This window comes from Methylobacterium brachiatum, assembly GCF_020523825.1.
In the GTDB taxonomy this organism is placed as follows: domain Bacteria; phylum Pseudomonadota; class Alphaproteobacteria; order Rhizobiales; family Beijerinckiaceae; genus Methylobacterium; species Methylobacterium brachiatum.
Map to the genome: position 1 here is coordinate 523847 of NZ_JAJALK010000003.1, position 13590 is coordinate 537436.

A 13590-nucleotide genomic window follows, 5' to 3' on the forward strand; every position below is an offset into this window, starting at 1 on the left:
TGCGGCTTCGGGCGATGGAGCTGTGTCCTGAATGGTCTCCGCCGGGATCTTCCGTCGGCGGGCAGGCGGAACGATCCTGTGTCCACCCGTTCGGATCGGAAGGTCAGACGCGCTTCGCCCCAGGACGGCCGAGGTCGCTTTCCGGATCTAGGGCGACGCGGCCGAACTCGGTCTGCGCCTCCGCTCCCGGCAACAGAGTTCGGCCGTCAGGCTCGGTCAGGCGGCTGAGCAGCTCAGCTCGGGATAACCTTGCCGGGATTCATCAGATCCGCGGGGTCGAGCGCCGCCTTCACCCGGCGCATCAGGTCGAGCCCCACCGGGTCGCCGTAATGCGCGAGCTCGTCGCGCTTGATCAGGCCGACGCCGTGCTCGGCCGCGATCGAGCCGCCGAGCCCGTGCACGATGTCGTGGACGATCCGGTTGAACCGGCCCCATTCCGCCAGGAACGCGGCGCGGTCCATCGCTTCCGGCTGGGTCAGGTTGAAGTGGATGTTGCCGTCGCCGAAATGGCCGAAGCCGCAGGGGCGCAGGCCCGGCATCGCTGCGGTGCAGGCCGCACTTGCCCGCTCCAGGAAGTCCGGCAGCTTCGACAGCGGCACCGACACGTCGTGCTTGATCGAGGCGCCCTCGCGGGTCTGGGCCTCGGGCACGCCCTCGCGCAGGCTCCAGAGCGCGGCGTTCTGGGCGCCGCTCGCCGCGATGGTCGCGTCGGCGATCAGGCCGGCTTCCAGCGCGTCGCCGAGGGCGGCTTCCAGCTCGGCGCGGGTATCGGCATCGGGCCGCGCCGACGAGACCTCGATCAGCGCGTAGGCGCCATGCTCCCCGGAGAGCGGCCGGACCGTGCCGGGGACGTGGCGCAGCACGATCTCCAGCGCGAAGGGCGGCAGATACTCGAAGGCCGTGAGATCCCGGTCCATCCGGGTCCGCAGGGCCACGAACAGGTCGAGGGCGGCGCGCGCCGAATCCAGCCCCACGAAGGCGACGCTGGTGGAGCGCGGCCGCGGGAACAGCTTCAGCACCGCCGCGGTGACGATGCCCAGCGTCCCCTCGGAGCCGATGAACAGCTGCTTGAGGTCGTAGCCGGCATTGTCCTTCCGGAGCGCCCTCAGCCCGTTCCACACCCGGCCGTCGGCCAGTACGACTTCCAGCCCGAGGACGAGATCCCGGGCGTTGCCGTAGGCCAGCACCGCGATGCCGCCGGCATTGGTGGCGATGCCGCCGCCGATCCGGGCCGAGCCCCGCGACGCGTAGGAGAGCGGGAACAGCAGGCCGGCCCGCTCGGCCGCATCCTGCACCTCCGAGAGGATCATCCCGGCCTCGACCGTGATGGTGGAATCCACCGGATCGACCGCGCGCAGCCGGTTCATCCGCTCCAGGGACAGGACCACGCCGCCCTGCGGGATGCCGCCTCCGGTCAGCCCGGTATTGCCGCCGAGCGGCACCACCGCGATGCCGGCCTGCGTGCAGGCCCGGACCGCGAAGGCCACCTCCTCGGTGCTGCCCGGCCGCAGCACCGCCAGCGCCGCGCCGGTGAACAGCTTGCGGCTCTCGACGAGATAGGGGGCGAGATCCTCGGATTCGGTCAGCACATGGCGCGCGCCGAGCCCGTCGCGCAACGCGCTGAGCAGCGTATCGTGGGTGGGGACTGGCAGCGTCATCGGCGAAATTTTGTAGACCAGGCCGGGCGGGTTGCAAGCGTCGGGATGGCGCGGGCCCCTGCACGCCTTACAACGCTCCTGTGCCCCCGGGCGGCCACGCGCCCGGATCCCCGCACGCCCCAGAGCCCGAGGCCGCGATGCTGTCCGTCATCCAGAACCCGCCCCGCATCGCCCTGCCGATCGCCGGCAGCGGCGACCTGTTCCCGGTGCGCCGGGTCTACTGCGTCGGGCGCAACTACGCCGCCCATGCCCGCGAGATGGGCGCCGATCCCGATCGCGAGCCGCCGTTCTTCTTCATGAAGCCGGCCGACGCCCTGCAGATCGTCGGACCCGAGCCGGCGCCGCACACCTACCCGCCGCAGACGCGGAACTACCATTTCGAGGTCGAGCTGGTGGCGGCTCTGGCGGGCGGCGGCAGCGACATCCCGGTGGCGGACGCCCTCGACCACGTCTACGGCTACGCGATCGGCCTCGACATGACCCGGCGCGACCTGCAGGACGAGGCCAAGAAGCTGTCGCGGCCCTGGGACCTCGGCAAGGCCGCCGACCATTCAGGCCCGATCGGCGCGCTTTTCCCCGCCTCGGCGATCGGCCATCCGGCCAGGGGGGCGATCACCCTCGCGGTGAACGGCGAAATCCGCCAGACGGGCGACCTCGCCGACATGATCTGGTCGGTGGCCGAGCAGGTCGCCTACCTGTCGCGCTACTTCACTCTGCAGCCCGGCGACCTGATCTTCACCGGCACGCCGTCGGGTGTCGGCCCGGTCCAGCGCGGCGAGCGCATGGTCGCGGCGATCGCCGGCCTGGGTGAGATCACCCTCGACGTTGTCTGACGCGCCGAGGATGCTCCTCGACCGCCCGTTCCTGCGGCGCCTGTTCCACCTCGGGTCGCTCGCGTCCCGGGGGATGACGCTGGGCGTGCGCGGTGTCGCCCTCGACGGCCAGGGCCGCGTCGCCCTGGTCCGCCACACCTACATCAGCGGCTGGCACCTGCCCGGCGGCGGCGTCGAGCGCGGCGAGACCGCCATCGGTGCGATGGAGCGCGAGTTCCGCGAGGAGGCGGAGATCGTCGCCGAGGCGCCCCTGCGCCTGCACGGGCTCTACCGCAACGCCGCCGCCGCACCCCGGGATCATGTCGCGGTGTTCGTGCTGCCGGCCTTCGCGGTGCTGCGCCCCAAGACGCCCGATCGCGAGATCGCCGCCTGCGCCTTCTTTCCCGCCGACGCCCTGCCGGAGGGCACCACCCGGGCGACCCGCGCCCGCCTGCGCGAGGTCCGGGAGGGCCTCCCGCCGGACCCGATCTGGTGAATCGTCACGAACCTGAAAAAGGGCGCTTGCGTCGCCCGGCGGAATGGTGTTTAGAGAGCGCCGCCGGGGGGCGCCGGCACGCAAGTCCAGGTGGCCAGGCACTAGTGAGCGGGTGTAGCTCAGGGGTAGAGCACAACCTTGCCAAGGTTGGGGTCGAGGGTTCGAATCCCTTCGCCCGCTCCAAAACTTCAATTATTGCAAGTACTTGCAGGATCGTTGCAACACCTCACCCCGGCGTTGCAGCTTTCCAGGCAGCACCAAGGCGGCACCGGGTATGCCACGCTGCGGGACCCGCGTGTGGGTCCGCTCCCGAAGGAATGGGCAAGCGACGGCTCACTCCGATTTTCCGGTTTCGGCCGCGCTGGATCTCCCGACGCCTTAGGCGCCTTCGTAGCTCGATCTCGACCTAGGTGCGGGACACGGGACCTGCGCATTCCTTCCGACCTGCTCAGAAATCCACTGCCTTCGGTCCAGGCGGGTGTGCCGCTCGTCGATCGGCGATATCCAGGGTCGGAGGCGTTCGACGTTCCAGACGTCGTCCGCGGCTATGCCGATCCAGGGTACGCTGGTTCCTTCGGTGCTCCGCGGTCCATGCGGGCGCCTCCTCCGCCCGACGGCGAACGCGGTTCAAAAGTGGGCCGGTGCTTCCTATGCACTCGACACGGGCACATCGGCGGCCGAGATCGCGCGCCGGGCGCGGTCACTCGGTGGGACATCGAGGAGGTCCTGCCGTTCTTACGCGCACGAGGTCGCCGTCGGCCCACGAAAAAATCGAAACACCCTTTTGATGGGGGTGCCTTCTCGGCTCACGTGCGGATCGGGTCGATCCACCAACGGGCCGAAGCGTCGCACGGCGTCCTTCGCCCGCATCCGGATCTCGCATCGCGTATCGACCTGCCGCTCGTCGCGAGGCGGGCCGGGTGTGCGATGCGTCGCCTGAGGCAGCACCGTCGACCGAGATCGGTCGTCGTGCCATCGCCGCGGTCAGCAGGGCGGGACACGGCGCGACCAGTTGCAGGGCCGCGTGGCGTTCTAGTCCCGAGGCCGGATGATCGCGGGTTCGGCACGTCGGGTGACTGATCCGTTCGGGCTTGGGTCCGGCGTCTTCCTTGTCCGTAACTTCCTCGGCAACCTATCGCGAGGCCATGGAAGGTACGGATCGGCGTCGTGCCACCGGTCCGAAATCGGATGCGGCATTTCCGATACGCTTGGCCGCGATCGGTCGTCCAACGCTTTTGCAGGGCGTCCGCAGCCGTTTCAGGTCGCATCCTGATCGCCGCTTGCATGTCGAAAAATTCGACATTATTGTTCTTGGAAAGTCACGGATTTCGACAGGCCATGACGCTCGCCACGTTCCCCGCTCCATCCGTGTCGTCCTTCCCGACGGCCGAAGTCGAGAAGTGCCTACGCGACGAGCTGATCGAGGCGGTCAAATCGGAGGCGGCCGTGAAAGGCGACGCCCTGCCGCCCACGCCGGCGGCGATCGCCACGACGAAGTTTCAGATCGACTCCCTGGTGGTCGTCTCGCTGCTCACGGCGGTCGAAAGTGTCGTCGGCTGCAACCTGCCGGATACCGTCGTACGCGCGGGTGGCTTCACGTCGGTGGAGCAGGCGTTGGAACAGCTTGTTCCACGGATCGAGAAGCACTGGGCCAAGATCAACGGAGTGAAGACGTGAACCAAGCCTCGAGCCCTCCGGGCAGCGACGAGGAGGAACGCAGGAAGCTGGGCGATCGGCTGAAAGAGGCCAGGAAGTATCTCGGTCTGAAGCAGGAGGAGGTGGCGAACTACCTCAAGATCCCGCGCACTGCCTTGACCGATATCGAGAGTGGCCAGCGCCGTGTGGAAGCCATCGAGCTGACGCGTTTGGCCAGACTCTACCGCCAACCTGTGGGCTACTTCACCGGAGAAGACGAGGCCTCCTCACAACTGCCGATCGACGTCGCCCACTTGGCGCGGCAGGCGGCGGCGCTCTCGGAGAAGGACAGAGAGGAGCTCGGTCGCTTCGCGGAGTACCTGCGGGTCAGAGCGCGGCCGGATCGAGGCTGAGCGATGGTCGCGACAACCTACGCAGGAGCGGTCCGGGCCGGTACACAGGCCGCCGCGCGGCTTCATCGGGATCTCGGCATACGATCACGGGTCGAAGCGCATGGGGGCAATGTCGACGTATTCGGATCGATCGGAGCGCTCGACCTGCCACTCCTTCTGCGTCCTCTGCAGGGACTCCTCGGAGCCTATCTGAACGATCCGGCTCCGGGAATCCTCGTGACCACACAGCGCGCCATGAGCATCCAGCGCTTCACGGCAGCCCACGAGCTCGGGCACTTCTCCCTTGGGCACGAGCCCAGTCTCGACGACGAGGGAATTCTGCGGCGCATGCCGATGGCTGGTGAGAGGGCGCCGAAATTCCAGGAGGTCGAAGCGGATGCCTTCGCGGTCGAGTTCATGATGCCGCGTTGGCTCTTCTTCGCACACGCATCGCGTCAGGGCTGGACGGCGAGGGACTTCGTCCGACCCGATCGCGTCTACCAGCTTTCTCTGCGTCTGGGCGCCAGCTACGCGGCGACCTGCTACACGCTCGCGAGGCATCGTCTGATCACCTCCGGACACGTCGACGCGCTCCTCGAGACGAAACCGCGGGAACTCAAGGCCGAGCTTCTGGATCCCTACCGCCCAGACGACTATCGAGGCGACGTCTGGCTTCTCACGGAACGCGACGCCGGAACCCGCATCGATGGAAGCCGCAACGACATCTTCGTGCTCCGCCTGAAGGAGCACAGCGGCGGCGGATATCTGTGGGACATCGATCAGCTCAAAGACAGCGGCTTCGCGATCGTCGGGGACGAATTGTCGGAGCCACCCGAAGACAGCGTCGGCGACAACGTGCTTCGGCGCGTCACGGCCGCGCCGCCGGACGACTTCCGCGGACTGATCGAACTCGCCGAGTTTCGGCCCTGGGATCCCGACGCGCTCCTAACCAAATTGGACGTCGAGATGGACCTGACCGGCCCCGAGGAGGAAGGCCTCTCTCGTGCCGAGCGGCGGAGCTTGCTTGAGGCGGCATGAGCGGCGTCGAGGTTTTCGTAGACCTGCGGCCGCGCTTCGGTCATGCGCGCGATCAGGGCCCCCGGCCGACCTGTCTCGCGTTTGCTGCGAGCGACACCCATGCCGGGGTTCGGCCCGGATGGCTCCCCCTTTCGTCCGAGTACGCGTTTCATCGGGCTCAGACGCGCATGGGTTTCGGTCCGGATGAAGGAGCGACGCTGGCGTCCATGCTGGACGTACTGCGTGAGGACGGGCAGCCGGAGGAGGGCGGTTGGCCCTACCTTCCGGCGACGCCGGTCGATGCTGCGTCCTGGGTCCCGCCGGGCGACGTCGGCCTTCTGTTCAGACGCGGATCCGAACGTCGCCCGGTCGCCTTCGACATCATCGTGGGCGAGATCGAGCGCGGCCAGCCGGTCATCGTCCTGATCCAGCTTTCCCGCTCCTTCTTTCGACCGGATGCGGACGGCATGATCCATCCCGCCACCGGCGAAACGCCGGAGCCGCAGCGCCGTCACGCCGTGGTCGCCGTCGGCCACGGAAAGGCCGGCGGCCATCGTGCGATCCTGGTGCGGAACAGCTGGGGCGCGAAGTGGGGCAAGCGAGGCCACGCTTGGCTCACCGAGACGTTTATCGCCCCGCGCATCTACGCTGCCGCGAAACTGACGGAGGATGTCGTTGTATCTCCCGATCCCCCAGCAGCCTGACTGCATCAGCGCTTGGCGCGAGGCCGTACGGATGGTCGAAGCGCAGCCGAGCCACTGCGCCTACAACGTCGTCCTCGACATCGCGGACCCGACGAGGAACACGACGCTGCAGGATCCAGGCGTCGCTCTGGTCGATGACTTCCTCCGCCAACAGGGTCAACAGGCGGTCGGGACCGTGGCGAACACGATCTTCCCTGCCAGTCTTTACCACCGATACGGTGCCCCGGCCTTCTTCGACGTCTTCCAGGAACGGGTGTTGAGAAGGGTTCGGCGCAACGAGCGGTGGTCTGGCTACTACTTCGAGCGGATGATCGACGTTTCGGTGCCGGAAGGGAAGAGCCCGAATCAGCTTTGGGATATCGTCGGACGGATCAACGACAAAAAAGTCAAATCCCTCAACAAATTCGAGCTTCCATTGTTCGATGCGGCACGCGACGTCGACAATTCACCCTACGGAGGACAATGTCTCAGCTTCCTGAGTTTCAAGGTGGTGCCCGGAGCGAAGAACAGCGGAAAGAAGCTTGGGCTTACGGCGATGTATCGTAACCACTTCTACGTTGAAAAATTGCTCGGAAACCTCATCGGCCTTGGGCGTCTGATGGATTTCGTCTGCCGTGAGACGGGCCTCGATCTCGGCGAACTCACGATCGTCTCCACGCGTGCTGAGGTCGATTTGCCGAAGGGCACCCGTCGCAACGACATCAAGACCCTTCTAAGCCGAGTCCGGGATGCCGGCCAGAAATACGCGGCCTGACCGATGCCGGATCGAGGGGGCGCCGCGACCACGTTCGTCCCGTCGCCGCCGATCGTCTCGGACGGAGTCGCCGGAGCCCTTCCGCAAGGCCCGCATGCGTGTTCAGAAGGGCAGGCTCGCAGGCGTCGGCCGCTCCTTGGTCGTCTGGGCGACACCGTAGAGCGAATGCACGCCAGAGATGAACTCCGCCTGTCCGCCGTAGCTCGGGTGGCGGACGACTGAGAGCGGGATGTCGATACCAGAAAGAGCCAGAGCCGCATCGCGCCCGATCGCGACGATGCGCTTGGGCGCGACCATCGCGATCAAGGCCTCCATGAGGCACCACGTGGCGTCGCGCTCGGCGCGGGTGTGGCATCGGTTCGAGAACGGGTTCTTCGGCTCGTGTGGGTGGAGCGGGAAGACGTTCCATAGGATCGCAGGCTCGCCTATCCGGGCGAGAACACGCCAGATGATCGCCGCGGTGCGCTCGGCGACGACGGGACCGCGGGTGGCGCGCTTGAGGTCGATGCCGCCCATAAGGGCGCCGGCCGGCTCGAGATGGACCTCGTCCGTCAGGGGCAATCCGGTCCGGCGGCCGCCGCGATATCCGAGGTCGCGGGCGATCCAGATCGTATCGACGTTGGCGTCGAGCGCCGCTTCCAGGCAGCGCGTGAGATTGCGTCGACGCACGGTGGCGGCATCGGCGCGATCATGTTCCGGGCAGACGTCTCCGTACGGATTGAAGACCGAGGGCAGCCGAACTTCGGCGAGCGCTGCAGCGAAGGATGCGGGCGTTCTCAAAGCAGGTGCTCGATCGAGAGGCGGTGGTTGACCATGTCGATGTGGATACGCCCGCGCCGATGTTCGCGCAGGAAGCGGAAAGCCGCATAGCCCTGAAGAATGGCTTCTTCCCACATCCAAAGCGGGCAGCGCTCCGCCTCGTAGCCCGCCGCGAACTGGCGGACGTGCTTCAGGAGGTCGAACGGGATGTCGCCGGGCCGAGCGCCGGCGAACAATTCCAGGTCCACTGCCTGCCCGAAGATCCAGGTCGTGATCCCCTCCTCGATCAGGATCGCCCGTGCGCCGTCCTGCGCTTCGTCCACTTTCGGCGCGCTCTTGCGCTTCACCCGGAGCAGGGCCCGGACGACCGGCGACCAGCCGAGCACGGCGACGTAGGCGTAGTGGAAGACGTCGTGGAAGCGGTAGTCGTCCTGAAGCATGGCGTTGTCCGTCAGCCGGTCGCCGATGTTGATGCCGTTGCAACGCTGGTAGACGAATTTGCGCTCGCGGACGTCGCGCTCGAAGATGTCGACGTACAGGTCTCGCGGCAGCTGCTCCGCCGGATCGGACTGCGCATCGAGGGGCACCGGATAGATGCGCTCGTGCGGCCACCTGTCGAAGATCTTCTCCAGGTTCTTCACTGCCGCCGCCTCGAGCGTCACTCCCGCTTCGGTGGCGGCCTCGACCAGGGACCGTGTGATCGATCTCAACCGATCCGCAAGCAGATCGCCTTGTCCGAGCCGCTCCTCGTGCTGGTCGGCGAGCAGCACACCGACCTCGCTGGCAAGCTGGAGAAGCGTCCTTTCGAAAGCCGCGTTCGGCGCGTCCTGATGCGGCATGATCGCGGGCTGGAGGGATGCGAAGGTCGCCGCACCGGTCTGGGTCGGGCTTGCGAAGATCTCCTCCAATCGGAGTCCGCCGCGTGAAGCGACCGCGGTCACGTACCAGAGGACATCGCCGAGTTCTTCGACGACGGCGCTGGCGTATCCGAGATACGAGGCCCGATCACGTTGCTTCTTTTTGACTTCGCTGAGAAGGCTGCCCGTTTCCCCGAAGAGCCCGAGCAGAGGGAACGCCAGCGAGCCACCGTCGCTTCGCTGGTCGGTGGACGAGGCGAGCGAGGCGTAGCCTGCGATCGTGAGAGGTGAGAATTCATCCATCGGCGCAGTCATGGAGAGGATCCTAGCCGTGCGGCCGTAGCCTGTCGCCAGCTACAATGACGGAATCCGCGATGGGCGCTGGTGCCGTCGCAGCGACCGTCGCAATCGATACGATCGCTGCAAACCCGAGCCGCCCTTCGCCGGCCTGGGGTTCCTCGACGAGGATTGGTCGGGCTGAACCGACGTCAGGGGGAGATCGCGCGAACTGCCTTCAGGACCACCGTCGCGTCGATTTCCAACGCGTCCGCGATCTCGAGAAACTCGACCAGATCGATCCGCCTTCCCCCTCCTTCGATCGCGGCGACGACCGATTGATATCGGCCAAGTCGCGAGGCGAGCTCGCTTTGAGTCAGGCCTGATCGCTCACGAGCTTCGACGAGCAGTTCGATCAATCTTCGATGACGTGCGCTTCTGAGGGTCTTGGGCATTGGCCCGTCGGCGGGATCGAGAAAGCCGACCAGCCAGCTAGACCGGATGGAAGATTATCAGAAAATCTGGTTTTCTAAGTGGGCGCCGATCGCGACTCAGCAGGCGCATGGGGGAGGGAGCCATGACCCTCTGGTTCACGGCAGATCACCATTTCGGCCACGCCAACATCATCCGCTTCTGCCATCGTCCATTCGCCGACGTGGCCGAGATGGACGAGGCGATGATCGAACGCTGGAACGCCGTCGTCGAGGACCGCGACGAAGTCTGGCATCTGGGCGACTTCGCCTACCGCTGTGGTCCCAATCGGCAGGCGGAGATCTTCGGTCGCCTACACGGTCGGGCGATCCATCTGGTGCGCGGCAACCACGACCGTGGAAGAACCCTGGCGCTGCCTTGGGCTTCGGTGCAGCACTACGCCGAGATCGACGCGAATGGCCGCCTGCTGGTCCTGTTCCATTACGCATTGCGCGGGTGGAGGGGATCCCGCCGCGGATCTCTGGCTTTGCATGGACATAGCCACGGAGCCTTGCCGAACCTGCCAGCCACCTGCGACGTCGGAGTGGACGTTTGGAATTTCAGGCCGGTTTCGTTGCCCGAAATTCTCCGGAAGATCGAATCCGCTTCGCCACCTTCGTGAGGCGGCGCGGGTGCACGTGGAGCCGCTCTCCGGCCGATCTCGCGGTCGAAGCGGGTCCTTGCCGTTCCCGGGAGCGTTGGGGTGGACGCCCCCTGACGGCATCGGCGTGCCAGAGTGGAGGTGTTGTGACACCACTGCAGGAGGCGTCCATGGGCGAGGTTAGCACGGTCGGAATCGATCTGGCCAAATCGGTTTTCCAAGTTCACGGCTCCGGTCCGAGTGGCGCAGTCGTGTTCCGCAAGAAGCTGCGGCGTGATCAGGTGCTGGCGTTCTTCTCGACACTTCCGCGATGCGTGGTCGCGATGGAGGCGTGCGCCAGTGCTCATTACTGGGCGCGCGAGATAGCCGTGGCAGGTCACGACACGCGGCTCATCCCACCAGCCTACGTGAAGCCGTTTGTGAAGCGGCAGAAGAACGACATGGCCGACGCGGAAGCGATTTGCGAGGCGGCGCAGCGCCCGACGATGCGGTTCGTCCAGGGCAAGAGCGCGCAGGCTCAAGCTGCGGCAGTGGTGTTCCGTACGCGCGACCTGCTCGTGCGTCAGCGGACCCAGTTGATCAACGCGCTGCGCGGGCACCTCACCGAGTTTGGATACGTCGTTCGCCAGGGGGCCGGGCACGTTGGCCAGCTCGTCGCGATCGTCCGCGACCCCACATCTGACGTTCCGGCCGAGGCACGGCCGGTCCTGGCCGTCATCGCGGACAGCCTGCAAGCGCTCCAAGCGCAGATCGCGCGCCTCGACCGCGCGATCGCCCAGCGTGCGAAGGACGATGCCGTGGCTAAGCGGCTGATGACGGTACCGGGTATCGGCCCGGTGGTCGCGACCGCACTGGTGGCACTGGCACCGGCCGCCAGTACCTTCCGCCGCGGGCGCGACTTTGCGGCCTGGCTCGGCCTCGTCCCGCGGCAGCACTCCAGCGGCGGCAAGGAGCGGCTGGGGCGAACGACTAAGATGGGCGAGCGCAGCTTGCGACGGTTGCTGATCCTGGGCGCGAGTTCTGCGACCAAGGTCGCGGCGCGCGCTCCCGACAAAGCTGGGGCGTGGTTGGCCGGTATGCTGTCGCGCAAGCCGCGCATGCTGATCACCGTCGCCCTGGCGAACAAGATGGCGAGGATCGTCTGGGCGTTGATGGCCCGCGGCGGCTCCTACAGAGCTCCGGCCACGGCGTGACCGCCACGGCCTGAGGCGTCAGGGAGGCAGGGAAGGTCAGGCGAGAGGTATGGCGCAACGGTCAGAAGACGGGGTCGGGAAAACCAGTGAACGTCCAAGCGCCTCGAGCGCGCCAAAGCGACTTGGACCCGATCCGCGATCTCCATACAGGCCAGCAGCCGTGAGGATGGCTGCATCGAAAGGCCGGACACACGGAAGCACCTGAACCTGCGCGCACAGATCTCTCAAACACCCCCTTGAATCCGATGGGGCGTCCACACACGGACGTTCAGGCGCATCTTGCCAACTCGCGTAGCCGGCGCATCCAGCGAGTTCGTTGGCGCAGTATGCTAGTTTGTCGCCGCGAGGTCGGGTCCATTGTGATGAGGCGCTGGCACACGAGATCGAAGTGGCAGGTGTCGCGAACTCCGAGCTGCATTGGCCGTATAGCGCGAACTGAACACCTTTCGTCATCGGTGCGGGCCGAATTCGGAGCCTGTGCCACTCCGCCGTGTCTCGCGATTTCTGCCCCCTCATCGCGAGACGTCGGGCAGGGACCGGGCCGGAAATCTTTTCGGAGGCTGACAGCGCCCGGTCCGTTGTCGGATTTTGACAATCCGCTTTCCCGACTTCCGCTGGTAGCCGGGCCGGCCGATGAACTGCGCGGTACCGAACGCGTGGCCCTGCCGCTCGCGCGATCTCATGCGAGGCGAGGCAGTCCGAAGGCAGGTTCGGAGCGGCTCATGCATTCCACGCAGAAATCCGGAGAGCGGTAGAACGCGCCTCGCTCGACCAGGCTTCCGGGATGTACGTCGGAGCGGGCGCCGCCCGTCGGGAGGCGGAAGCGACACTCCTTGTGCACCGCTCGCGTCGGAGGCTCGCTTCGGGGTCTCGAACCCTTTGCGCCGCAAGCTCGTCAGGTTACGCGGTGTGCCACCCGAATCCGCGTCTGCGGCCGAAGCGCGTCGCCCGGCCGTTCGCACAGGCTCGGACGCAGCAAGGAGGTCCCGCGAACAGCGCGGAACGGAGCAGGGCTGCACACGAACATGCGGATAGTCGAACGGATGGAGCAGCTTCGACCAATCGAACTAATTCTCGTCGACGAGCTGTTCGGCATGAGCTCGGGCTACGTGGTTGATTTTACCAACAACACTTTCGCGGATTTCTTCAACCGGGAGGTCGGGGTCGATATCGATGATGGCGCCTACGCGATCTATGGCGGCAGCAAGGGTAAACGCCTCCGCGCATTCTTGACGGTCGGGCAACCGCGGGCGATCGTAAGAGCACTGGCCGCGTTATGGGAATACTGTGAGACGAAGCGAGTCGCTAGCCAGCAGATCGAGATGGCCGTCGATGCACATCGGCGTCTAAGCCTAATCGTGGAGCGATTGGGCGGACCTCTACTTCCAGATTACGAAATCGTTCGGAGCGGCGTCGATCCGAATCCGCCGAACACTCGGAAAGCACTACGTTCGAACGAGCAGGAGTTGCGACGACTTGAGGAGCGCTTTCTTGCTCTTCACGAATTGTCGGATGATCCTCAGGCCCGAGGGCGCCATTTCGAGCGGCTACTTACGGACCTCTACAACGCATGGGACATGGATGCGCGCGGAGGTTTCACCGTTGTCGGCGAGCAGATCGACGGTTCGTTCCAGTTGAATGGCAACACGTATCTGCTCGAGGCGAAGTGGCACCGCGTGAAGACCGACGCCAGTACTTTGCGCGGTTTTCAAGGTAAGGTGAACGAACGTCCGAAATGGACGCGCGGTCTTTTCGTTAGCTTCGCGGGATTCACCGAAGTCGGTCTGCAGGCGTTCACAGTCAGGAAGATCATTCTCGCAGACGGAATGGATATCTACGAAGCGCTGGCCCGGCGCCTCTCGATCCCGGATATCATCGCAGCAAAGATCAGGCACGCGTCGGAAACCCGAAGGTATTTCAAGCGGGTCCGTGGTCTTTTCCTATTGTGGAAGCGACTGCTCTAGG

The 13590-nt window shown here is 66.0% G+C and carries 14 protein-coding genes and 1 tRNA gene; 11 read left to right on the forward strand and 4 right to left on the reverse strand.

The features are described 5' to 3' along the window. Nucleotides 1-233 precede the first annotated feature (233 nt). On the reverse strand, nt 234-1658 hold the full coding sequence (locus LGR69_RS09580; protein WP_230365899.1) for an FAD-binding oxidoreductase: 1425 nt from the start codon (nt 1656-1658) through the stop codon (nt 234-236). Between the two features lie 137 nt (nt 1659-1795). Here LGR69_RS09580 and LGR69_RS09585 point away from each other — a divergent pair, with 137 nt between their 5' ends. The 8 genes from LGR69_RS09585 to LGR69_RS09620 all read left to right on the forward strand — a co-directional run bounded on the left by LGR69_RS09585 (nt 1796) and on the right by LGR69_RS09620 (nt 7468). Further along, nucleotides 1796-2491, forward strand: coding sequence for a fumarylacetoacetate hydrolase family protein (locus LGR69_RS09585; RefSeq protein WP_230365900.1), 696 nt, complete (start codon nt 1796-1798; stop codon nt 2489-2491). Nucleotides 2492-2501: 10 nt separating this feature from the next. Further along, on the forward strand, nt 2502-2966 hold the full coding sequence (locus LGR69_RS09590; RefSeq protein ID WP_230365901.1) for an NUDIX domain-containing protein: 465 nt from the start codon (nt 2502-2504) through the stop codon (nt 2964-2966). A gap of 108 nt (nt 2967-3074) precedes the next feature. Further along, nucleotides 3075-3149 (forward strand) — tRNA-Gly (locus LGR69_RS09595). Nucleotides 3150-4304: 1155 nt separating this feature from the next. Then, nucleotides 4305-4643, forward strand: coding sequence for a hypothetical protein (locus tag LGR69_RS09600; RefSeq protein ID WP_051975900.1), 339 nt, complete (start codon nt 4305-4307; stop codon nt 4641-4643). Next, nucleotides 4640-5014 carry a helix-turn-helix domain-containing protein gene (locus tag LGR69_RS09605; RefSeq protein WP_043378444.1) on the forward strand — a complete coding sequence of 125 codons (375 nt, stop codon included), beginning with the start codon at nt 4640-4642 and terminating at the stop codon, nt 5012-5014. The genes LGR69_RS09600 and LGR69_RS09605 overlap by 4 nt, the downstream gene beginning before the upstream one ends. A gap of 3 nt (nt 5015-5017) precedes the next feature. Continuing rightward, nucleotides 5018-6031, forward strand: coding sequence for an ImmA/IrrE family metallo-endopeptidase (locus tag LGR69_RS09610; protein WP_081948541.1), 1014 nt, complete (start codon nt 5018-5020; stop codon nt 6029-6031). Further along, on the forward strand, nt 6028-6714 hold the full coding sequence (locus LGR69_RS09615; RefSeq protein WP_043378441.1) for a C1 family peptidase: 687 nt from the start codon (nt 6028-6030) through the stop codon (nt 6712-6714). The genes LGR69_RS09610 and LGR69_RS09615 overlap by 4 nt, the downstream gene beginning before the upstream one ends. Further along, entirely contained in the window at nt 6686-7468 is a 783-nt protein-coding gene (locus LGR69_RS09620) for a hypothetical protein (RefSeq protein ID WP_043378438.1), read from the forward strand. Before LGR69_RS09615 ends, LGR69_RS09620 begins: the two co-directional genes overlap by 29 nt. A gap of 102 nt (nt 7469-7570) precedes the next feature. On the opposite strand, the gene LGR69_RS09625 is transcribed toward LGR69_RS09620, so the two are convergent. The 3 genes from LGR69_RS09625 to LGR69_RS09635 form a co-directional block, all read right to left on the reverse strand. Continuing rightward, entirely contained in the window at nt 7571-8137 is a 567-nt protein-coding gene (locus LGR69_RS09625; RefSeq protein WP_230365902.1) for a uracil-DNA glycosylase, read from the reverse strand. Between the two features lie 107 nt (nt 8138-8244). Further along, on the reverse strand, nt 8245-9399 hold the full coding sequence (locus tag LGR69_RS09630) for a nucleoside triphosphate pyrophosphohydrolase family protein (protein WP_230365903.1): 1155 nt from the start codon (nt 9397-9399) through the stop codon (nt 8245-8247). A 173-nt stretch (nt 9400-9572) separates the two neighbouring features. Then, nucleotides 9573-9815 carry a helix-turn-helix domain-containing protein gene (locus tag LGR69_RS09635; RefSeq protein WP_043378430.1) on the reverse strand — a complete coding sequence of 81 codons (243 nt, stop codon included), beginning with the start codon at nt 9813-9815 and terminating at the stop codon, nt 9573-9575. Nucleotides 9816-9937: 122 nt separating this feature from the next. Here LGR69_RS09635 and LGR69_RS09640 point away from each other — a divergent pair, with 122 nt between their 5' ends. The 3 genes from LGR69_RS09640 (at nt 9938) to LGR69_RS09650 (ending at nt 13589) form a co-directional block, all read left to right on the forward strand. After that, on the forward strand, nt 9938-10453 hold the full coding sequence (locus LGR69_RS09640; protein ID WP_043378427.1) for a metallophosphoesterase family protein: 516 nt from the start codon (nt 9938-9940) through the stop codon (nt 10451-10453). Nucleotides 10454-10602: 149 nt separating this feature from the next. Beyond that, on the forward strand, nt 10603-11625 hold the full coding sequence (locus LGR69_RS09645) for an IS110 family RNA-guided transposase (protein ID WP_043378424.1): 1023 nt from the start codon (nt 10603-10605) through the stop codon (nt 11623-11625). A gap of 1043 nt (nt 11626-12668) precedes the next feature. Continuing rightward, nucleotides 12669-13589: a restriction endonuclease gene (locus LGR69_RS09650; protein ID WP_043378421.1), complete on the forward strand. Its 921-nt coding sequence runs from the start codon at nt 12669-12671 to the stop codon at nt 13587-13589. Nucleotide 13590 lies beyond the last annotated feature (1 nt).